This is a genomic window from Rothia mucilaginosa (assembly GCF_001061665.1).
Lineage (GTDB): Bacteria > Actinomycetota > Actinomycetes > Actinomycetales > Micrococcaceae > Rothia > Rothia mucilaginosa_A.
In genome coordinates, this window is the sequence record NZ_JVSP01000016.1 from 70,825 (window position 1) to 92,821 (window position 21,997).

Here is a 21,997-nt window from a genome sequence, read left to right on the forward strand (position 1 = left end):
ACCATGAGCACCGTTCTCGACGACATCATCGTTGGCGTCCGCGAAGACCTCGCCGCCCGCGTACAGCAGGTTCCCCTCGAGGAGATGAAGAAGCGAGCCCTCGCCGCCGCACCCGCCCGTGACGCGCTCGCCTCCCTGCGCGGTGAGGTACCCGGCAGCGGCAACGGCTCGACCGCACGTATTATCTCCGAGGTGAAGCGCTCCTCACCTTCCAAGGGAGCCCTCGGCGAGATTCCGGACCCCGCCGCGCTCGCCGCACACTACGAGGCGGGTGGCGCCGCAGCAATCTCCGTGCTCACCGAACAGCGCCGCTTCAAGGGCTCCCTCGCAGACCTGGACGCTGTGCGCGCCGCCGTGAACATCCCCGTGCTGCGTAAGGACTTCACCGTCGACGAGTACCAGATTTGGGAGGCCCGCGCGCACGGCGCCGACCTGGTGCTGCTCATCGTCGCGGCCCTCAACGAGAAGACCCTGCGCGAGTTCCTGGAACTCACCGAGTCGCTCGGCATGAACGCCCTGGTCGAGACCCACACCCCCGAAGAGATTGAGGTCGCCCAGCGCATCGGCGCCAAGATTGTGGGCATCAACGTGCGCAACCTCAAGACCCTCGAGGTCAATAACGAGCACTACGCATCCCTCGCAGCGCACCTGCCCGACTCGGTGATTAAGGTCGCCGAGTCCGGTGTCGCCGGCATCGAGGATGTGCGAGCCTACGCCGGTGCCGGTGCGGATGCGATCCTCATCGGTGAAGCGCTGGTTCGCTCCGGCGACCCCGAAGGTACCGTGCGCGAATTCTCCCAGGTGCCCGTGACCCGCTAGCCTGTGGGTTAGTTGTTTGAGATGGCGTACCGGACGTCGCTCGCGGGGGAGTGAGGCTTCCGTGGGTTAGTTGTTTGGAGAGGTTGTACCGGACGCCGCTCGCGGGGGAGTGCCCCCTCTTCAGCGCCTGGGGGCGCTTCGAGGACGGAGCCCCCGCTTCGCGTGTCCGGTACGCCCTCTAGGTCGCCTGCCCCTCGGGTGGAGGATAGAAGGGATTGGTAGGTGGGTACCTTCTCGGGGTAGCTCGCCGCAGTCTTGGGTATATGAGGCTGGTACGTGGGTACCTTCTCCAGTTAGCTCGCCTCGGGCTGGGGTGTAGAGGTTGGCCTGGGGTCGGGCGTTGCTGCCAGCTCACCTCTCGCACACATAAAGCCGGTGCCCGGTCCCTGCCACACAGCAGGGACCGGGCACCGGCTTTTTACTTATTAGAGAGCTTTTAGCGGCCCGTGTAGTCGGCGTCCGCAATATCCTTCGGCCAACGCGCCTTCTGGAACGGAGCCCACGTGAAGGCCGCCGCCACCAGCAGCAAGCCGCTCAACACAAACGCCGGGACGAAGCCCCACGCATCCGCGATGAGACCGGCCACCAGCGGGCCCAGAATCATGCCGAAATCGCTGCACATCTGGTACACCGCCAACACCTGGCCGCCACTGCGGCGGGTGCCAATCACATCAGAAACCGCGGCCTGAATCGACGGGCCCATAAACGCCGCACCAATACCCAGGCACGCCGTCAACGAGACAAACACCCAGGCCACAGGCGCGAAGCCCATGAAAGTCACCGCAGAGCCCGAAAGCAGTAGACCGGAGAAGGCCATGACGCGGCGGCCGAAACGGTCCGAGAAACGGCCCGAGAACGTCTGCGTCAGCGCGTTACCCAGCGAGTTCGTCGCCATCGCCAACGAGGCCAGCAGAGTACCCGCCACGGCGTTCGACATGTCGCCGCCGGTCGCCAAATATGCCGCGGCCAGCGGAATAATCGAGGACTGCACGCCGAACACCGACCAGCCAATCGCCCAATTCGAAACCAGAGCGGAGCGGTAATTCGTGAACTTCAACGCGTCACGAACCGTCATCGCCGGCAGGTTGCTCCTACCCGAGGCGGCCTCGGGGTGGGCGGCCTTGTCGGAGGCGTCAGCCTGGGCCTCGGCAGGAGGGATAGCCTCGGCGGGGGAATTAGCTTCAGTCTCAGAGCGCTCGGCGCTGTCAGAAGCGGGGGAGGGAGCCTCCGAGGGCAGAGTCCCTGTGCCCTTACCCTCAGCCAGCCGCGCCGCCTCGGCAATCGCATCACGCTCGGCCTCCAGGGTCGCCTGCGACGGCATCAAGAACCACACAATCAGGCCCGCCACCAGCAACGAAAAACCGTACACGATAAACGGCGCACGCAGACCAAACGGAGCCAGGGCGCTCGCAATGACCGGGCCCAGCAGGTTGCCCAGCAGGAACGCCGTCGCGTAATAACCGGAAATACGGCCGCGCATATGGGGAGGGGAGAGACGCACCAGCAGACCCATCGCGGAGACCGTGAACATGACCGAGCCAATGCCGGCCACCGCGCGTGCGGCCAACAGCACCCAATAATCCCAGGCGAAGGCAATCATAAACGAGGTCACGGACACAATCAGCATGCCAATCGTGTACACCGGACGTTCACCGAAACGGGTAATAATCTTGCCTGCCGTCGGCGCAAACAGCAGACGCGTAATCGCCAGCGCAGACACCACCATCGTCGCCATAGTGACCGTTGCGTTAAAATTCTGCGCGTAATTCGGCAGCACCGGCGCGACCAGGCCGAAACCCACCGCAATCATGAACGAGGCAACGATCAGAACCTTCAGACCGGTCGGCACGCGGTTCGGGTTAATCGTGCGAGGGTCAAAAACGGGCGGTGTTATGGCAGGTTTCCTCATGCGCATCCTCGTGTGTGTGGGCTGATGCAGCCGCGGGGCCCCACCCCTAAACACCGGCTGCGCTCAGCTAGAAAACTTCAATAGTGTCCAGTCTACTCCGGGCCGGGCCGGGCACGCGCGTCAACTAGACCGACGAAACCTCCCAAGCCGGTAAGCTAGTAGTGTGAATGAAACGATGATGATAATCTGTGCGATTGTGCTGGGCGTACTGGTGATTGCCGGTGTGCTTTTCGCCGTTCTGCGCCGACCCAAGAAGACCGCGAACCTGCAGTCTTTGCGCCAGGAGGCGGCCGCCGCCTCCGGCGAGTCGGCACCGGAAGCTGAGAGTTCGGCACCTCGCTCCATTGAAATTGAGATGCCCGACCCCTCCGCGGGTCGCCTGGTTCGTCTGCGTGCCCGCCTGGCCCGCTCGAACAACATGCTCGGTCAGGGCCTGCTTTCCCTGCTGTCTCGCGACCGCATCGACCAGGACGTGTGGGACGAGGTTGAGGAGACCCTGCTGCTGGCTGATCTGGGTTCCGAGCCGACCACCCGCCTGGTTGAGGCCCTGCAGAAGCGCGTGCGCGTCGAGGGCACGAACAACCCCGCCGCCGTGAAGAAGATGCTTCGCGAGGAGCTCGTGAAGATTGTCGGCCCCGACATGGACCGCGAGCTGAAGACCTCCGGTAGCGACGGCAACCCCGGCGTGGTGCTGGTCGTTGGCGTGAACGGCGTGGGTAAGACCACGACCGTCGGTAAGATTGCCCGCGTGATGGTTGCGGACGGTCAGTCCCTGATTCTGGGCGCCGCCGATACCTTCCGCGCCGCCGCTTCGGAGCAGCTGACCACCTGGGGTGACCGCGTGGGCGTGAAGACGGTGCGTTCCGAGAAGGAAGGCGCCGACCCCGCTTCGGTCGCCTTTGATGCGGTTAAGACCGGCAAGGAGGAAGGCGTCGACACCGTGCTCGTGGATACCGCGGGCCGCCTGCAGAACAAGGCCGGCCTGATGGACCAGCTCGGTAAGATCAAGCGTGTGATTGAGAAGGAAGCCCCGGTGACCGAGGTGCTCCTGGTCATCGACGCGACGACCGGCCAGAACGGCATGATTCAGGCGAAGGTCTTTGGCGAGATCGTGGACGTGACCGGTATTGTGCTGACCAAGCTGGACGGCACCGCGAAGGGCGGTATCGTCGTGGCCATTCAGGAGGAGCTGGGCGTTCCCGTCAAGCTCATCGGCCTGGGCGAGGGCCCGGACGACCTGGCACCGTTCGACCCGGAAGCATTCGTGGACGCGCTGCTGGATTAACCTCCTCATACTCCACTCCGCCGAGAAGCCACATGTGTTGCGAACACATGTGGCTTCTTGCGATTATCTGTGGTGGGTGTGGCGTTGTTTGATTATTCTCAATGCCGAGGCTTTACACGGCGACGGGTTCTTCGGTGCGTACCGCATGGTAGGTGGCATTGCTGACCGTCACACCGTACTGGCGCGAAGCGAGCTTGAGGATTTCCTCCACCGTGTAAATACGGAACACGCCGCCGTCGGTGGCCTGCGCGTACTCGCGCAGCAGCTGGCGGTTGGCGAGCTGACGAATCGGTTTGCCGCTGGCAGCCGCGGCGCGCACCTCAGCGCTATTGCGCAGCCACAGGTCGCGCACCCCGGCGGTCACGAAAACGCAGTCGGTACCCTTCACCCGGGTTGAAGCCTCGGCGAGGCACTGGGTCCACAGCGCAAAATCGGCGTCAAAATTGGCGCTGGGCAGAAGCGGGTGGCCCTGTTTCGCGGCCTCTGCGAGCTGCTGATTGTAGCGTTCCGGGCTGGGGGCCGCACCCACGTGCCCGGTGAAGAGGCGGTTCAGTCGCGGCAGAATCGTGTCATCTTCGCGGCGGGCCACGTTGATGGAACCGGTGTCGGTGGTGGGCTCGAGAATCCTCATAATCTGGGCGATGGAGTGGTCCAGCTGGTGGGTGACGGAGCGCAGGGCACTCCAGGGCGAGCCCTTCTCTTCGGGGAGAGTTTCTTTGAAGGAGGCGAGGGCGGAGCGAACGCGATCGGCGGCCGCCGGTACGGGGGAGGCGCCGTCGAGGGCCGCCCAGAATTCCTTGAGTGCCTGGTGGGGGAGGAATGCGTGGCCGCGCAGCTGCGAGAAAGCACGGATGATTTCGTCGCTGGTGCGAGTGGGGTACTGGTAGAGACTGGCCAGTGCGGTGGAGTCAAAGATGACGAGGATTCCGGGGTGAATCGATGATAGAGTGGCGCGATCGAGTTCCTTGTACTCAACGAAGTCGGAGTACAGGGTTCGCGTTTGTCGGGTGATTGACATGTGTCCCCTCCGGGTATGCGGGTATGGTCGGTCAAATGCGAGTGCCGGAGAAGTCGAGGAGAATAATCCATTCCAGTTTATCGACCTCCGGGTGCAGGTGAGGGACTTTCTGGACAAATATTTGGTTTATTACTTGCGTACCTGTCGCAGACGGGTGTTATCGCAGGTCAGGGCCTTCTGGGGAAGGCTGCGAACACCTGTGAGATGGGCCGCGTGGGGTGCATTTGAGCAGGTGTGCAGGCCTGTCGCTGTCGCAGGTTTCGGCCTCGCTCTTCTGGCCATCGGAGGGAATATCACAGACCGTCCCATGAGGGTCTACTGGAAGTATAAAACAAAATATGCAATTTAGTGCAAAATGTGGACGTTGTGTTACATCTCTACAGGTCACGCCCACAGAACACACGGCAGAACCCGGGCAGTAGTAGATGAACTTTTGTCTACTCCTGTAGACTTGAGGTGATTGAAATTTAATAAAGGAGATAGAGTAATGTCAGAGCTGACCACTCAGAACCAGGCGGAGGAGCAGGCTCCGGCTCGCACCGTTGTCGTGGCAGAAGACGAGGCACTGATTCGCCTCGATATTGTCGAAATTCTGAAGGACCAGGGTTTCGATGTTGTCGCCGAGACCGATAACGGTAAGACCGCCGTCGAGCTCGCACAGAAGCACCGCCCCGACCTGGTTCTTATGGACGTGAAGATGCCGATCATGGACGGCATCACCGCTGCGGAGGAGATCGCGAAGGAACAGATCGCCCCCGTGGTCCTGCTGACTGCCTTCAGCCAGAAGGAACTCGTGGACCGCGCCGTGGACGCGGGCGCTATGGCATACGTCGTCAAGCCCTTCACCCCCAACGACCTGATCCCGGCCATCGAGGTGGCCATGAGCCGCTACGAGCAGATTCGTGCGCTCGAGAAGGAAGTGGGCACCATCCGCGACCAGTTCGAGACCCGCAAGCTGGTGGACCGCGCCAAGTCCCTGCTCATCACCAAGATGAACCTGACCGAGCCGGAAGCATTCCGCTGGATTCAGAAGACCTCCATGGACCGTCGACTGTCCATGCGCGAGGTGTCTGACACCATCATCAAGCAGCTCTCCGCTTAGCGGTTCTCATCTCGCAACTCATCGCAGAGCGATTCGGCGTACGACTTTCGCGATGTGCGAGATAACCAGGCACGAATACGTGTCAGCACCCCTTTGACCGCGCTTTTGAAGACTTCTCAACCGACGAGAAACCAGCTCGAAAGTGCACGCACGACAGGCTAAAGAGATAGGCAAACATTCGGATTTGCCGACACACACGCAAAGCATTAACAAGCGCCCCGCCCCTTACGAAGAAGCTGAGGGACGGGGCGCTTGCGTTGCCTATGACGGATTGCGCTTATGAGTCGCGGCGGGCGATTAGCGCAGGTAACGGTTGAGCTCGTCGTCGGAATCCTGCGGGCCGTTGAGCGGACGCGCGGTGGGCGAACCTGCCCAGAGCATGCCAATGGTGCCCAGCATGACGCCGAGCCACCAGAAGGATCCCGGGTTGTTAATCGCGGTCACCAGGCACACCAGCATCACGCCGATGGCGATGGGCAGAATAATGCGCTTGGCGCGCACAATCTTGGGGTAGCGCTTGAAATAGGGGGTGCGCTCGCGGGCCATGGTCGTCCTTTCGTCGGGGTCGTTCCCTCTACCTTAGCTTAGGCCTTGTTAGCTTAGGCCTTGGGGCGGGGAATGAGCATGTTCGTGATGCGCGCGGTGCAGGTGGTGCGGCCGCGCTCATCCACAATGTCGATGGTGTGGATGCACAGCGTACGTCCCAGCTTGACGGCGGTGCAGGTCGCGGTGACCACACCGGATACCGCCGGACGCACGTGGGTTGCGTTGATGTCAACACCCACGGCCACGAGGTCTTCGCCGCCGTGCACGCCGGATGCGAGCGAACCGAGGGTCTCGGCGAGCACAACGTTCGCGCCGCCGTGCAGCAGGCCGATGGGCTGGGTGTTGCCGGCGACCGGCATGGTGGCGACGGCGCGTTCGGCGGTCAGCTCCTTGAACTTGATGCCCATGGCGGGGATAAGCTCGCCCATGCCGCGGGGGAAGTAGGAGTGCAGGTGTTCGGGAATTCCGCTTTCGGTCAGCTGTGCCTTGATTTCTTCAGCGGTAAGGGTGGTGGGTGCCGCCGCCCGGACGGGTGCGTGCTGCGTGTTGTTTTCAGTCATGGTCTCCAGTGTACCCCTCGGCGTTTGGTGCTTCGGGCGGGTGGTTTTTCGTGAGCGCCCGCAGGCACGCGTCGGCCCCGCCTCCCGAACGGGGGAGACGGGGCCGAAAACGTTATGCAAGCGGGGTATGGCTAGGCGGAGATGGCCTCTGCCTTCTCGATGTCCTCGTCGCGGATTTCCTTATCGGGGTTCGTACCGCTTGCCTTGGAAATGTGCTCGGTCAGGGTTGCGATGGTCGCGTCACCGGTCACGTTGGTCGCGGTGCCCAAGGAATCCTGAGCCAGGTACAGAGCAATCATCAGGGCAATCATGGATTCATCAAAACCGAGCATGGACTGCAGTAGACCGATTGCGGTCATCACGCCGCCGCCGGGAACACCGGGAGCAGCAACCATCATCACGCCGAGCACCAGAATCATGGGAATCAGTGAACCAAAGTCGGGGTGCTGGCCGGTCATGAACAGCACTGCCACCGAGCAGGAGGTAATGGTGATCATGGAGCCGGAGAGGTGAATGGTCGCGCACAGCGGAATCGCGAAGTCCACCACGCGGGGGGAGATGCCGGCCTTCTTTGCCGAACGCACGGTCACCGGGATGGTCGCAGCCGAAGACTGGGTACCGATTGCGGTGAAGTATGCGGGCAGCATGGTCTTGAGCATCTTGAAGGGGTTGCGGTGAGAGACTGCACCAGCCACCGAGTACTGCAGGGTCAGGGTAATCCAGTGCAGAGCAAAAATCATGAGGAAGACGAAGATGAAGACCGTGAGAATCTTTGCCACCTGACCGGCGAGGGTCATGTTTGCGAACACACCCAAAATGTGCACGGGCAGCAGGGGGATAATCACGTAGCTGAGCATCTTCTCAACGATGACCTGGAAGTCCTCGAAGAGGTTCAGCATCGCACGGGTCTTCAGTGCGGTAATGCCCAGACCCAGGATGAAGGAGAGAATCAGTGCGCTCAGCACGCCCATAATCGGGGTCAGCTCGAAGGAAATGTAACCCTTGGACAGCGCGTTCTCGGGGTTGTCGAAGGAGGCGAGCTGCTGGCCCTTCAGGATGATGGGGTAGAGCAGCAGTGCGCTGGTCAGTGCCAGGAAGCCGGCAAGGATGCTGGAGAGGTACGACAGGCCCACGGTGATGCCGAGCATCTTGCCTGCACCCTGCGCGAGGGAACCGATGCCGGGCACGATGAAGCCGATAATAATCAGCGGAATCGCGAAGCTCAGGAATGCGCTGAATACGGTCGAGAAGGAGACGAAGAGCTGCACAATGAGGTCGGTGGGGATGGCCGCGCCGGTTGCGTCATTGATGCCGCTAATCATTCCGGGGGTGAAGAGACCGATGAGCACACCCGCGCCAATTGCGATGACAATCCACAGGATCAGGGGGATTTTTTTGAGTACCTTCATGGGTTCCTAAATGAGGGTTCGTTGTGTGTTGAGCGCGGGAGGTGCCCTCACGGTCCGGTGAATCCTGCCGGTGAATTCTGGGTAGAGCTCTGCCTATGAATACACGGGGTGTGGGGTTTCCTACGCTGGAGGCGATAATTAAGGTTATATATTATCCGGAAACTGTATTATTATCCACCTCATATAGTGGCTTGGGGCACAATATTTGTGAGAAAAATTGGCCAAACGCGCTTCACGGGCATTTATATATGAGGTAAAACTCTTTCCCGGCACCCTGCTATTCCGCCATATGGCACGGCGCCGGCACCTCGTGTAGCGGAGGCGACCCGCACCGAAACCCGCGGGACCGGAATCGATACACTAGAGGGGTGACTACTGCGAATAACACCCTTCTGCTCATTGACGGACACTCCCTGGCCCTACGCTCCTTCTTCGGCATCTACACCATGGCCGAAAAGACCGGCCAGCACATTTTCGTGCGTAGCGACGGCCAACACACCGAGGCCGTGCACGCCTTCCTCTCCACGCTGCTGAACATCATCAAAGATAACCAGCCCAGCCACATCGCCGTTGCCTTCGACCTGCCCGGCGGCACCTTCCGCACCGCCGAATACGGTGAATACAAGGGCGGCCGCAACGCCATCCCCGAGGCCTTTGACGGCCAGATCGACCTCATCAAGAAGATGCTCGGCGCGCTGAACATTCCCGCGCTCACCTACGAAAACTACGAGGCTGACGACATCGTCGCCACCCTGACCCGCCGCGGCACCGAAGCCGGATACAAGGTCCTCATCCTCTCGGGCGACCGCGACATCTTCCAGCTCGTCACCGACGAGGTCACCCTGCTCTACCCGGTCACCACCGGCCCCTCCAAGGGTATTCAGCGCATGGACCCCGCCGCCATCGAAAAGAAGACCAAGGTGCCCCCGCACATGTACCCCGACCTGGCCGCCCTCACCGGCGAGCAGGCCGACAACCTGCCCGGCGTACCCGGTGTGGGTCCCGGCTTCGCCGCCAAGTGGCTCGGCGAGTATGGCTCCCTGCAGGGTGTGCTCGACAACCGCGACAAGATTGGCGGCAAGAAGGGCGAGGCACTACGCGAAAACATCGACAACGTAGTGCGCAACCGCCGCCTCAACCAGCTCGTCAACGACCTCGACCTGAACGTCACCCTCGAAGACACCGCATTCACCCCCGACCTGGATGCACTCAACACCTTCTTCGATGAGGTAGAGTTCCGCACCATCCGCAAGCGTGCCGCCGACACCCTCGGCCCCATCGTGCGCGCCGCCGGTTCCGCAGGCTCTGCAGGTTCCGCCGCAGAAGCAGGGGAGGAGGGCGCCACCAAGAAGGCACCCACCGGCCCCGTCTACGCACCCATTGCCACCAGCGCACCCACCAAAAACGCAGACGCCGCAGCATTCCGCGCCTTCTGCGCCGCCGCAGCCGAAGAAAACTACGGTAGTGACGAACAGGGTGCGCCCATCGCCGTACCCGAACGCCTCGAAGGCGCCGTGACCCTCTACCCGGTCACCAACCTGCCCGTAGCGCGCCCCGCCATCGGCGACGCACCCGCCGTCAAGGTCACCAAAACCAAAATCCGCGCCGCCGAAGAAAACCCCGAACTGCTCGGCGTGCTCCTCACCAGCAAGAACACCAGCCTCTGGATCGATACCCGCACCATCGACCCGGAACTCGACGCCGCCCTCGCCGCGTGGCTCTCCGACCCCGCCGCCCGCAAAATCGTTATGGACCTGAAGATTCAGCGCAAGCTTCTTCGCTCCTACGGCTACGAACTGGCCGGCGCCGTCGAGGACCCCGCGCTGTCCTCGTACATGTGCGGCTTCATCCCCACCGCAACCCGCAAGCTCTTTTCCGAACGCATGGAAGACCTCGCCGAACGCTACCTGTGGATTCCCAAGGAACCCTACGCGCAGCTGGTCTTCCAGCCCGAGACGCGCGAAGAACCCTCCCTGTTCAGCCTGCCCGGCGAAACCGAACCGGTCGAGAACCTGCGCTACTTCACGCAGATTAGCCGCATCATCCACGAGCTTGCGCGCCTGCTGCACTACGAAATGGAAGAGCACGGCCAGCTGAAGGTCTACGAAGAAATCGAGCTGCCGCTACTGTACGTGCTCGCAGACATGGAGCAGGCCGGCATCGCCGTCTCCGATGCGCTCCTGACCGAGCTGCACGAAACCTTCTCGGCACGCGCCAACCAGGCGCAGGAATCCGCCCGAGCCATCATCGGCGGGGAGGTCGCCACCGAGGACGGTGAGGAGCCGCTGAACCTCGCCTCCGTCAAACAGCTGCAGACCGTGCTCTTTGAGACCCTCGGCCTGCCGCACACCCGCAAGATTAAGTCCGGCTACTCGACCGACGCCGAATCCGTCACCGAGCTGCTCTCCAAGATCTCGCCCGAATCCGATGGCGCAGCGTTCCTGGGGGCGCTCATCGCCTACCGCGACAACATCAAGCTCGCCCAGACCGTCGAGGGCCTGCAGAAGGCCGCCACCGAGGACGGACGCGTGCACACCACCTTCCAGCAGGGCGCCGCATCCACCGGTCGACTCTCCTCGACCGCGCCGAACCTGCAGAACATCCCGATTCGCACCGAGGAGGGCCGCCGCATCCGCGGTGCCTTCATCGTGGCTCCCGAGCCCATCGACGGCGTGGAGTACGAGGGTCTGCTCACCGCCGACTACTCGCAGATCGAAATGCGCATCATGGTGCACCTGGCCGCCGACGAGAAGCTCATCGCAGCCTACGAAGCGGGGGAGGACCTGCACCGTTACGTCGGTTCCGAAGTCTTCGGCGTAGCCCCCGAGGACGTCACCCCCGAGCAGCGCTCCAAGGTCAAGGCCATGTCCTACGGTTTGGCGTACGGCCTGTCCCGCTTCGGCCTCGCCAAGCAGCTGAACATCAGCTCCGACGAAGCAGGCGAACTGCGCACCAACTACTTCAAGCGATTCGGACGCGTGGGCCGCTTCCTGCGCGGCGTGCTCAAGCAGGCACACCAGGACGGCTACACCGAAACCATTTTCGGTCGCCGCCGCGTGCTGCCCGACCTGGACTCGCCCAACCGTGTACGCCGAGAAGCCGCCGAACGCGCCGCCCTCAACGCCCCGATTCAGGGCACCGCCGCGGACATCATCAAGATCGCCATGATTAACATTCACCGCCGCCTGCGCGAAGAGGGCCTGAAGACCCGCATGCTGCTGCAGGTGCACGACGAAATCATCCTCGAAGTCGCCACCGGTGAGCGTGAAGCCGCCGAACGCGTACTCGTCGAGGAGATGAGCGGTGCCGCCTCCCTGCGTGTTCCTCTGGATGTGCAGGTCGGCTGGGGTAAGTCCTGGCAGGAGGCGGGCCACTAGGCTCACTGCCTCTTTGGGGTTTCCGCACGGAAAGCGGTATTCGTCCTCGTTCCTACAGGGGACCCGCCCTCGCTTCGCTTCGGGCACCCTGATGTCACTTCGGACGATACCGCCTTTCCTCGCTGGGCATAGCAAGGGTTACCGAGCGGGTGCGGCCGCGTTTTCCGGATGCGCCCTCAGGGTGTCAGCCCGGACGCTCTCCGCAGCGAAGCAAGGAGGGGCGGAGCGTCCGGGTGACGGGTGCCCCTGCGTAGGCGCGGAGGAAATATGCGGCGCCCCGCCCTTCCCAACCTGAGAGGAACGAGGACGAACGCCGTACCCTCCGCAAACCCCACTGCAACCCCCCTCCGCAAACCACAACTCCAAAACCGCAAATAAGTACGGGAATTCCGGGCGCGCATCCATTGACGACACGCCCGGGATTCCCGTACACTGTTAATCGCGTGTACCAACGTACGGGTTTTTGCACCCGTTTTATGGGAATAACTTTCCGGAAAAACGAGTTATATCTTCCGTACACCCGCTGAAGCGTCTTCGCCTCGGCGGCGGTACACATTGTAAGTATCCGTCAGCTCGACGTTTCCTCACCTCGTTCAAAGGCGTTAGCGGTCCTATACCGTGCGCGCCGGGGTGAAACAGTGAGCCGATTAGCGCCTCCACTCGGGGGTGTTGAACGGTGAACCGGCGGCGTCGACCTATTAGAAATCCAATTGGAGCCCTCACTACATGAGCACCAACATCCCTCAGGTCGCAATCAACGACATCGGCGACGAGCAGGCATTCCTCGAGGCTGTCGACAAGACCATTAAGGTCTTCAACGACGGCGATCTCGTCTCCGGCCAGGTCGTCAAGATCGACCACGATGAGGTTCTGCTCGACATCGGTTACAAGACCGAAGGCGTCATCCCCTCCCGCGAGCTGTCCATCAAGCACGATATCGACCCCTCCGAGGTCGTCGAGCTCGGCTCCGAGGTTGAGGCACTCGTCCTCACCAAGGAGGACAAGGAAGGTCGCCTGATCCTCTCCAAGAAGCGCGCACAGTACGAGCGTGCATGGGGCGACATCGAGAAGATCAAGGAAAACGACGGCGTCGTCACCGGCACCGTTATCGAGGTTGTCAAGGGCGGCCTCATCCTCGACATCGGTCTGCGCGGCTTCCTGCCCGCATCCCTCGTCGAGATGCGCCGTGTCCGCGACCTCGCTCCCTACATCGGCCAGCAGCTCGAAGCTAAGATCATCGAGCTGGACAAGAACCGCAACAACGTTGTTCTGTCTCGCCGTGCATACCTGGAAGAGACCCAGTCCGCAGTCCGCTCCTCCTTCCTCAACGAGCTGGAGAAGGGTCAGGTCCGCGAGGGCGTTGTCTCCTCCATCGTCAACTTCGGTGCATTCGTGGACCTGGGTGGCGTAGACGGTCTGGTTCACGTTTCCGAGCTGTCCTGGAAGCACATCGACCACCCCTCCGAGGTTGTCGAGGTTGGCCAGCCCGTCACCGTCGAGGTTCTCGAGGTGGACCTGGATCGCGAGCGCGTCTCCCTGTCGCTCAAGGCAACCCAGGAAGATCCGTGGCAGGCCTTCGCCCGCACCCACGCTCTGGGCCAGATTGTTCCCGGCAAGGTCACCAAGCTCGTTCCCTTCGGTGCATTCGTGCGCGTTGAGGACGGCATCGAGGGCCTCGTCCACATCTCCGAGCTGGCAACCCGCCACGTTGACCTGGCTGAGCAGGTCGTCTCCGTCGGTGAAGAGGTCTTCGTCAAGATCATCGACATCGACATGGACCGCCGCCGCATCTCCCTGTCCCTCAAGCAGGCAAACGAGGGCGTTGACCCCAACGCTACCGAGTTTGACCCGGCTCTGTACGGCATGGCCGCAGAGTACGACGAGGCCGGCAACTACAAGTACCCCGAGGGCTTCGACCCCGAGGCTAACGAGTGGCTGGAAGGCTTCGACGCACAGCGCGAGGCTTGGGAAGCACAGTACGCAGAGGCACAGGCTCGCTTCGAGGCTCACAAGGTTCAGGTTGCTAAGGCTCTCGAGGCTGACGCAGAGGCTGCAGCAGCAGCTCCCGCAGCAGCTGAGCCCGCACCGACCTCCTACTCCTCCGAGGAGCCCGCTTCCGCAGGCACCCTCGCATCGGATGAGGCACTGGCTGAGCTCCGCAAGAAGCTGACCGGCAACTAATCTGCCGCTCAGATGAGCACTCATCAGGCGTAATAGCCGATAGGTAACCCCCACGTGGGGTGCCTAGAGCAGGGGAACCCCCTCATCTCCCGTTTGGGAGGTGAGGGGGTTCTTTGCGTTCCCGGTGCCCTGTTTGCTGGGGGGCGCCGCGGGTTGGGGAAGTCTTGGAAGGGTGCGCCGCGGTTTGGGGCGTGGGCCCGAGGCTGGTGTTGGGGGAAGAGTCGTTGGGCAGTCGTTAGGCGGCGGTCATCTGCTCCCAGACGGCGCGCACCTGCTCGGCGGTTTCCTCCAGCGAGCCGCCATTATCAATGATCCAGGTTGCGACCGCCTCGCGCTGCTCATCGGTGGCCTGCGCGGCGATGCGGGCGCGCGCATCCTCCTCACTCATGCCGCGCGAAGACACGAGGCGCTGCAGGCGGGTCGCCAGGGGAGTGCGCACCACGACCACGCCCTCAAAAGCGGACGGGTCGCCGGTCTCCACGAGCAGAGGAATATCCTCCAGTACCACGCCGCTAAAACCGGGTTCGGATTGCGCCTGCTCCACCAGCTGCGCGGCACGCTCACGAATGGCCGGATGCACAATCGCGTTCAGACGCAGGCGCGCCTGCTCATCATTGAACACGATACGCGCCAGGGCGGGGCGGTTGAGACGGCCGCCCTCATCGAGCAGATGCTCACCGAACTCCGCGACCGTGCGGGCGAGCACCGCCTCGCCGGGCTCCATGAGGGAGCGAGAGATAGCGTCCGCATCCACCAGGAATGCGCCCTGCTCAACGAAGAGGGAGGCGATGGTGCTCTTGCCGCTGCCGATACCGCCGGTGAGGGCGTAACGGCGCAGGGCAGTGGAGGCGGGGGAAGAAGGCTGGGACATGGACGGTGCTCCTGACGGGCTGTGCCACAATAGATAGGTACTGATCAGAGGAGGACACATGCAGGAAGAAACTCGCGCCAACCGCTACCTTGTGCCGCGCGGCGATGAGCCCTATGAGAGCCTCCTCGAAATTAAGCGTAGCGAATTTATTGGTCACATCAAGCGCGTGAGCACCGTTGAGGAGGCGCGCGCCTACATTGAGTCGGTGCGCAAGACCTACCACGATGCCCGCCACGTGTGTTCGGCGTTCGTGATTGGTGCCGACCGCGACGTGCAGCGTTCCTCCGATGACGGCGAGCCCGCCGGTACCGCGGGTGTGCCGATGATGCAGGCGCTGCTGGCGCGCCAGACCCGCGAAGACGGCACGACCGACCTCTCCGATGTGGTGGCCGTGGTCGTGCGCTACTTCGGCGGCATTAAGCTCGGTGCCGGTGGCCTGGTGCGCGCCTACACTGATGCGGTGGTGCAGACCCTGGACTCGGCGCAGTTCGACTCGCGTGAGCGTCTGCGCGTGGGTGAGGTTCCTAGCTCGCACGCGGAGGCGGGCCGCCTGGAGAACGAGATGCGCGCCGCGGGCCTGAACGTGTTGGGTACCGAGTACGGTGCGGAGGGCGCGGTCATCTCGGTGGGCGTGTTTGACCGCGCTGAGGAGCTGTCGCGTGCGGAGGAGCTGGTGGTGAGCTTGAGTTCCGGTGCGGCGAGCGTGACCTGGGGTGACACGCAGTGGGTGGATCTGCCGGTCTAGGCTGCCGGCCCCTAGATTCCCGGGCTTAGATTTCCTCCTAGATTTCCGGACTAGAGCGCCCGTGTAAAGCTCTCAAAACCCAAAAGATAGCCAAACCTTAGTTAATAGTTACTCTAACCCTAGTAATTGCCCGTCGTTGTTGATAAGGTAGAGGGAGTGCTGAAAACTCATCCAATATCTGAGGTCGTGATAGTGTGGCGCAGCAGGGCATCATCCCCAATGGAGTAGAGGAACCCGCTAACGCAATGGGAGGGGCGGCAACCCTCACCCCTCGGCAGGGGAGCGCGGGAGCTGCCGCCCAGCTTGAGCCGGCAACCGTCGCGCAGCTCCTCGACGCCTACCGTCAGCAGAACCTCGGCACCCTCCTGGGCGTGCTCACCCGCCGCCCCGGCGAGTTCGCCCGCCAGCTAGGCCGGCTCAGCCGCCTCTTCCCCCAGCACGTGGCGGCCATCGCCGAGGCCTTCGCCTCCGTGGGCCGAACGCTGCCTCTCGACGAGCTCGTGCGCCTGCACAACCGCTACTCAAACGCCGCCCGCGGGGTGGGGGAGAAGCTCAGCCTCGACAATTCGCGGGTGCTGCACCTCATCCAGACTCCGGCGCTCAACCGTGAGGGGGCCGGGCACCTGCTTATGGCCATCGAACTCTGCATGGCCGGCCGTCTGCGCGGCCTGACCGTTTCCATGCCCTCCACCGAGGCGTTTGCTCCGGCCGAACAATCCTCGAGCCTCGGCTCCTGCAACCCCGCCCTGAACGGTGCCCTCAACGCCTTTGAACCGATCGGGTGGGAGCCTTTCTCCCTAGACGGCAGCGATGTTTTGCTCGCTTCCGGCGTGCGCGATATCCCCGACGGCTACGAGCTGTCCCTCTGGCTCCTCGACGACGACTACCGATGCCGTGCCCGCGTGGAGCGAGGCGCCCCGCAGGTGTGCATGGCCAGCTTCTACGACGAGGAGCTGACCAGCCGCACCGTGGATGCCTCCGGGGTCACCGAGAACTACCGCATCGAGGAGTTTGCCGAGCTGGACTACCTGAACGCCATGGACCGGCAGGTGCGCTACGTGGCCGTGACCGCGAAAACGGGAGAACCCCTCCCAACCTCGCTGGATGTTCCTGAGCCTTCGGGCGCGGCCTCCCTGAGCCCCTTCGTGGGTGGACGCTTCGTCCTGCCCGATGTACGCACGGCAGAGGTGACCTCCGCCGGAGGCCTGCGGACCCTCACCCACAGCGGCATGCTTCCGGTCTTGCGCGCCCCCGGCCGCACCGTATGCGCGGTGATCGACCTGTACAAGCACCGCATTAACACCCCGGGGGTGGGTATTCCCGCGGGCCTGAGCGTGGAAGACGAAGAACGCACCATGCAGCTGATCCTGAGCACCCTGAACGGCTACCTGCCGCTGACGAACCGGGCGCTGATGAGCCTCGCCGGAGCCACCGTGGAGGTGCGCTAAATCCTTACCCGCGAGGTGCCCGCAGGCGCGTAGCCACCTGTGGGTAGAGGGTATCGTGGCGAGTACATTGCGCGTGATTATATTGCGCCAGTAGAAAAGGGTGACCAATCCTGGGGCGCATCGGGCGGCTTTCCCCTAGGATGGATACATGAGTTACGCACCCGAAATTAACCGCATCGTCGCCCCCTTTGAGGTGGTCAGCCCCTTCCAGCCTGCCGGTGATCAGCCGAAGGCCATCGCCGAGCTCACCGAGCGCGTGCAGAACGGTGAGAAGGACATTGTGCTGATGGGCGCTACCGGTACCGGTAAGTCCGCGACCGCAGCCTGGCTGATTGAGGCGGTGCAGCGTCCGACCCTGGTGCTCGTGCAGAATAAGACTCTCGCGGCGCAGCTGGCGAATGAGCTGCGCGAGCTGCTACCGAATAATGCGGTGGAGTACTTCGTCTCGTACTACGACTACTACCAGCCCGAGGCGTACGTGCCGCAGACCGATACCTTCATTGAGAAGGACTCCTCCATCAATGAGGAGGTGGAGCGTCTGCGCCACTCGGCGACGAACTCCCTGCTGACTCGCCGCGACGTGGTGGTGGTTGCGACCGTGTCCTGCATTTATGGTCTGGGCACGCCCGAGGAGTACGTTGAGCAGATGGTGACTCTGCGTCGTGGTGAGGCGGTTGACCGCGACGAGCTACTGCGCCGGTTCGTGGCGATGCAGTACGCGCGTAACGATATGGACTTTCACCGCGGCACGTTCCGTGTGCGCGGCGATACCGTCGAAATCATCCCCATGTACGAGGAGAACGCAATCCGCATTGAGTTCTTCGGTGATGAGATTGAGGCGATTTACACCCTGCACCCGCTGACCGGCGAGGTAATTCGCGAGGAAGAAGAAATGTACGTCTTCCCCGCAAGCCACTACGTTGCCGGTGCCGAGCGTATGGCGAAGGCCATTACCTCCATTGAGGACGAGCTGCGCGAGCGCCTGCAGACCCTCGAATCCCAGGGCAAGCTGCTGGAGGCGCAGCGTCTGCGTATGCGCACCACCTACGACCTGGAAATGATGGAGCAGATGGGCTTCTGCAACGGCATTGAGAACTACTCGCGTCATATTGATGGTCGTGCCCCCGGCAGCGCCCCGAACTGTCTGCTGGATTATTTCCCGGACGATTTCCTGCTGATTATTGACGAGTCGCATGTGACGGTTCCGCAGATTGGTGCCATGTATGAGGGCGATATGTCCCGTAAGCGCACCCTGGTGGAGCACGGTTTCCGCCTGCCGTCGGCGATGGATAACCGCCCGCTGAAGTGGGAGGAGTTCCTGGAGCGTATCGGTCAGACGATTTACCTTTCGGCGACCCCCGGTAAGTATGAGCTGTCGCAGGCTGATGGTTATGTGGAGCAGATTATTCGCCCGACCGGCCTGATTGACCCGGAGATTGTGGTCAAGCCGACCAAGGGGCAGATTGATGATTTGCTTGAAGAGATTCGCGTGCGCGTTGAGCGTGATGAGCGTGTGCTGGTCACGACCCTCACCAAGCGCATGGCGGAGGATTTGACGGAGTACCTGCTACAGCACGGCGTGAAGGTGCAGTACCTGCACTCTGACGTTGATACGTTGCGCCGTGTGGAGCTTTTGCGTGAGCTGCGCCTGGGTACTTTTGATGTGCTGGTCGGTATTAACCTGCTGCGTGAGGGCCTGGACCTGCCCGAGGTGTCCCTGGTTGCGATTCTGGATGCCGATAAGGAAGGCTTCCTACGTTCGACCACGTCGCTGATTCAGACGATTGGTCGTGCGGCGCGTAATGTGTCCGGTCAGGTGCACATGTACGCCGATAAGATTACGGATTCTATGCGCGTGGCGATTGATGAGACGAACCGCCGCCGCGAGATTCAGCAGGCGTACAACCGTGAGCACGGCATTGACCCGCAGCCTCTGCGGAAGAAGATTGCCGATATTACGGATGTTCTCGCCCGCGAGGAAGAGGACACCCGCGAGCTTCTGCAGCTGCGTAAGAGCGGTAAGAAGGGTGCCCGCACGGTGAGTGCGGGTGCGAAGACCGGTTCTGCGACCTCGTCGAAGATTGCCACGAGCACCCCGGAGTCGGAGGAGCTTCTCGCCCGTGCGGAGGCGCGCGTTCGCGCCGACGGCCTGGCCGCCGCCCCCGCCGAGGACCTGCTGGACCTCATCGAGGAAATGAACGAGCAGATGCGCCTGGCCGCGGAGAACCTGCAATTTGAGCTGGCCGCGCGTCTGCGCGACGAGCTGGCCGACCTGAAGAAGGAGCTGCGCCTCATGAAGGAGGCGGGTCACGCCTAAACCAGGTGTTCTAAGCCCGGCGTTTAGGGGCCGACGTGGGTTTTTCGCCATGAGGTAACTCATTGTTCATGAAGTTCTACTGAGTGCAGATACATGCTGTACACTATCAAGGTGTTTTACGTGTCAAATAACACCTTGATGCTTCCGAACGATAAAGAAAAAACTGTGACTATTTCTAATAGCTCTTCAGATGCACACACCACGGGAGCTCGTTCCGTTACCCGCCGCAACCTCACCCGCGGCGCGCTTTGGGCTGTGCCCGCTATTGCCGCATCCACGACGGTACCCGCATTCGCTGCTTCGGCTGATGATTGCAAGACGGTACATGGTCCGGACTTCACCCAGGTCGGTGGCTGGATGATTACCAATCCCGCCAGTGGCGCCCTGCAGTCGCGCACCAAGAACAAGCCCGTGACTGCGCCGGAGACCGGTCAGGCGTGGTGGTCCATGGAGAATGCAACCTCACCGAATCCCGCAACGATCCGCCTCATGTCCGTGTACGAGGCGACTCACGGCCCCGAGGGCGACCTCAACTTGAACTGCGGTGAGTTCGTGATGACCTACAACGTCTCCGCGTTGGAGGCGACGACCGGCACCACGCACCTGCACCCGTCCATGGACATTTACTTCTTCTCGCCCGAGGGTGAAATCATTGACCGCCAGATCTTTACCACTGACCCGACCGGCAAGGCAACCGTCATGACCCGCAACGGCAAGACTCAGACCGTTCAGGGCCAGGTCATTCCCTTCGCGTCGAGCGTGAATGATAAGGCGACCGGCATCTCCGCGCGTTTTGCGTTGCGTGGCAATACGCTCATGGAAGGCATGTACCAGTTCGAGGTGGTTATTACCGTCCCGACGATTCAGGAGAACGGCACGGTGGATACGAACAAGCAGGTGAACGCGATTGCTTTCACTCCGCCGACCTTCAACATTGTCTCCTAATTGAATGAAAAGTAGCCCTCCCCGTAATAGTTCACGGGAGGGCTACCTTTATGTGGGCTTACTGCGCGTGCTGGTCTGCGCGGTGTGATCTGTGTGTGCTGGTCTACTATGCGCCGCTCTACACTGTGTCTTTTTATGCCGCGCCTTTTTAGGCTGTGCCTTTTATATGTCGCCGTTCTCTAGTGCGGCGGCGTCATATCGCTCGCGGGCTTCGAGCACCGCCTGCATATTGTCCTGCGCCCAGTGGCGCAGGGCGGTCATCGGCTCAATGAGGGTCGTACCGAGCGCGGTCAGTTCGTAGTCCACGCGCGGCGGAATGGATGCCGTGACGCGGCGTTCCACCAGGCCGTCGCGTTCCATGGAGCGCAGGGTCTGGGTCAGGACCTTGGGGGAGACGCCCTGAATCATCGCCTTGAGCTCACCGAAGCGGGCGACGGGTTGTTCGGAGAACGCCGCAACGATGAGCGGGGTCCACCGGTCGGTGAGGTGGCGCATCACGGTGCGGGAGGGGCAAGCGTGGGCGAGAATATTGGCGGGCAGGTCGTCCTGCGGGGTGCGGGCGGCTTCTATGGTTTCTCGTGTGCCTGTGGTTTCGCGTGTGGGGGAGGTGAGCGTGGTGGTCATAGCTGCGGTCTTTTCAATCTGCTGAGGGGCTGTTTTGCTGTTTTAGGGGAGATGGTAAGGGCGTAAAAATATTTTTAAATATTTTCTCAAAGCTCTAAATAGTTACCTTGAGGTACCCGGTTTCTAATAGATACTATAAAACCATCACGCGGAACACCGCAAGAGAAACGATAGAAACCACTCCGATAGGAAGCCCTCATGAACATCGCAATCATCGGCGCAACCGGCATGGTCGGCGCACGCACCGCAGCAGAAGCAATCTCCCGCGGCCATCGGGTCGACGCCTACACCCGCTCCGGTAAGGCGCCCGAAGGCGCTACCGCCCACAGCATCGACCTTGCAGACACCACGGCACTGGTCGACATCGTCAACAATCACGACGTCACCATTGTTGCCGTCCCGGGCGGTCGCGGCACCTCCGCACGGCCGGTCATCGACGCACACCGCGCACTGATCGCGGCGGCACCCACCGGTCGCCTGCTGGTTGTTGGCGGCGCCGGCTCCCTCGAGGACGGCAACGGCAACCGCTTCGTGGACGGTGAAGGCTTCCCGGAAGATTACAAGCCCGAGGCGAAGGCATTCGCCCAGATTCTCGACGAGTACCGCGCATCCGAGGGCCTGAACTGGACCATGCTCTCCCCGGCGTTCGAAATCGCACCGGGTGAGCGCACCGGCAAGTACAACACCGCACTGGACACCCCCGCAGGCGAGTTCATTAGCGCCGAGGACTTTGCTGTCGCCCTGATTGATGAGGCGGAAGAGCCCAAGCACGCGGGCCGCCGCTTCACCGTTGCCAACTAGACAGCGCCAACTCATAGCGGCGCCAGCTAGACAGCACTAA

17 protein-coding genes are annotated in these 21,997 nt (G+C 62.1%); 10 read left to right on the plus strand and 7 right to left on the minus strand.

The features are described from left to right. The first annotated feature begins 3 nt into the window (after positions 1-3). Entirely contained in the window at positions 4-819 is an 816-nt protein-coding gene (gene trpC / locus ADJ95_RS07925; RefSeq protein WP_049334091.1) for an indole-3-glycerol phosphate synthase TrpC, read from the plus strand. A gap of 436 nt (positions 820-1,255) precedes the next feature. Here the strand turns inward: trpC and ADJ95_RS07930 are convergent, their stop codons facing one another. After that, a complete protein-coding gene (locus ADJ95_RS07930) occupies positions 1,256-2,728 on the minus strand; it encodes an MFS transporter (RefSeq protein WP_049334092.1) in 1,473 nt (490 codons plus the stop codon). Between the two features lie 175 nt (positions 2,729-2,903). Between ADJ95_RS07930 and ftsY the strand changes: the two genes are divergently transcribed. Further along, complete coding sequence (gene ftsY / locus ADJ95_RS07935; RefSeq protein WP_049334093.1) at positions 2,904-4,013, plus strand: signal recognition particle-docking protein FtsY; 1,110 nt, start codon at positions 2,904-2,906, stop codon at positions 4,011-4,013. 112 nt (positions 4,014-4,125) lie between these two features. On the opposite strand, the gene ADJ95_RS07940 is transcribed toward ftsY, so the two are convergent. Then, complete coding sequence (locus tag ADJ95_RS07940; protein ID WP_049334094.1) at positions 4,126-5,031, minus strand: PIN-like domain-containing protein; 906 nt, start codon at positions 5,029-5,031, stop codon at positions 4,126-4,128. A 487-nt stretch (positions 5,032-5,518) separates the two neighbouring features. Here ADJ95_RS07940 and ADJ95_RS07945 point away from each other — a divergent pair, with 487 nt between their 5' ends. Further along, on the plus strand, positions 5,519-6,133 hold the full coding sequence (locus ADJ95_RS07945; protein WP_049334095.1) for an ANTAR domain-containing response regulator: 615 nt from the start codon (positions 5,519-5,521) through the stop codon (positions 6,131-6,133). 297 nt (positions 6,134-6,430) lie between these two features. Here ADJ95_RS07945 and ADJ95_RS07950 read toward each other — a convergent pair whose 3' ends face one another. The 3 genes from ADJ95_RS07950 to ADJ95_RS07960 all read right to left on the minus strand — a co-directional run bounded on the left by ADJ95_RS07950 (position 6,431) and on the right by ADJ95_RS07960 (position 8,648). Continuing rightward, the gene (locus ADJ95_RS07950; RefSeq protein WP_049334096.1) at positions 6,431-6,679 is read right to left on the minus strand and encodes a hypothetical protein; all 249 of its coding nucleotides are present in this window, start codon (positions 6,677-6,679) and stop codon (positions 6,431-6,433) included. 53 nt (positions 6,680-6,732) lie between these two features. Continuing rightward, positions 6,733-7,239, minus strand: coding sequence for a PaaI family thioesterase (locus ADJ95_RS07955; RefSeq protein ID WP_049334097.1), 507 nt, complete (start codon positions 7,237-7,239; stop codon positions 6,733-6,735). A gap of 131 nt (positions 7,240-7,370) precedes the next feature. Further along, positions 7,371-8,648, minus strand: coding sequence for a dicarboxylate/amino acid:cation symporter (locus ADJ95_RS07960; RefSeq protein WP_049334098.1), 1,278 nt, complete (start codon positions 8,646-8,648; stop codon positions 7,371-7,373). A 368-nt stretch (positions 8,649-9,016) separates the two neighbouring features. Between ADJ95_RS07960 and polA the strand changes: the two genes are divergently transcribed. Both polA and rpsA read left to right on the plus strand, forming a co-directional pair. Further along, positions 9,017-12,025: a DNA polymerase I gene (gene polA / locus ADJ95_RS07965; protein WP_049334099.1), complete on the plus strand. Its 3,009-nt coding sequence runs from the start codon at positions 9,017-9,019 to the stop codon at positions 12,023-12,025. Between the two features lie 726 nt (positions 12,026-12,751). Beyond that, positions 12,752-14,206 (plus strand): 30S ribosomal protein S1, encoded by a 1,455-nt coding sequence (gene rpsA, locus ADJ95_RS07970; RefSeq protein ID WP_049334100.1) that lies wholly within the window; start codon positions 12,752-12,754, stop codon positions 14,204-14,206. Positions 14,207-14,441: 235 nt separating this feature from the next. Here rpsA and coaE read toward each other — a convergent pair whose 3' ends face one another. After that, positions 14,442-15,077, minus strand: coding sequence for a dephospho-CoA kinase (gene coaE, locus ADJ95_RS07975; protein WP_049334101.1), 636 nt, complete (start codon positions 15,075-15,077; stop codon positions 14,442-14,444). A 58-nt stretch (positions 15,078-15,135) separates the two neighbouring features. Here coaE and ADJ95_RS07980 point away from each other — a divergent pair, with 58 nt between their 5' ends. From ADJ95_RS07980 to ADJ95_RS07995, 4 genes are all read left to right on the plus strand, one after another. Continuing rightward, positions 15,136-15,822, plus strand: coding sequence for an IMPACT family protein (locus ADJ95_RS07980; protein ID WP_049334102.1), 687 nt, complete (start codon positions 15,136-15,138; stop codon positions 15,820-15,822). Between the two features lie 194 nt (positions 15,823-16,016). Beyond that, positions 16,017-17,270, plus strand: coding sequence for a hypothetical protein (locus tag ADJ95_RS07985; RefSeq protein WP_049334103.1), 1,254 nt, complete (start codon positions 16,017-16,019; stop codon positions 17,268-17,270). Between the two features lie 148 nt (positions 17,271-17,418). Beyond that, positions 17,419-19,587, plus strand: coding sequence for an excinuclease ABC subunit UvrB (gene uvrB, locus ADJ95_RS07990; RefSeq protein WP_049334104.1), 2,169 nt, complete (start codon positions 17,419-17,421; stop codon positions 19,585-19,587). A 165-nt stretch (positions 19,588-19,752) separates the two neighbouring features. Then, a complete protein-coding gene (locus tag ADJ95_RS07995) occupies positions 19,753-20,532 on the plus strand; it encodes an ornithinee aminotransferase (RefSeq protein ID WP_239662825.1) in 780 nt (259 codons plus the stop codon). A 162-nt stretch (positions 20,533-20,694) separates the two neighbouring features. On the opposite strand, the gene ADJ95_RS08000 is transcribed toward ADJ95_RS07995, so the two are convergent. Continuing rightward, positions 20,695-21,156, minus strand: coding sequence for a winged helix-turn-helix transcriptional regulator (locus ADJ95_RS08000; RefSeq protein WP_080974976.1), 462 nt, complete (start codon positions 21,154-21,156; stop codon positions 20,695-20,697). 198 nt (positions 21,157-21,354) lie between these two features. On the opposite strand from ADJ95_RS08000, the gene ADJ95_RS08005 reads away from it, so the two are divergent. Next, positions 21,355-21,957 carry an NAD(P)-dependent oxidoreductase gene (locus ADJ95_RS08005; protein WP_049334106.1) on the plus strand — a complete coding sequence of 201 codons (603 nt, stop codon included), beginning with the start codon at positions 21,355-21,357 and terminating at the stop codon, positions 21,955-21,957. The last annotated feature ends 40 nt before the right edge of the window (positions 21,958-21,997 follow it).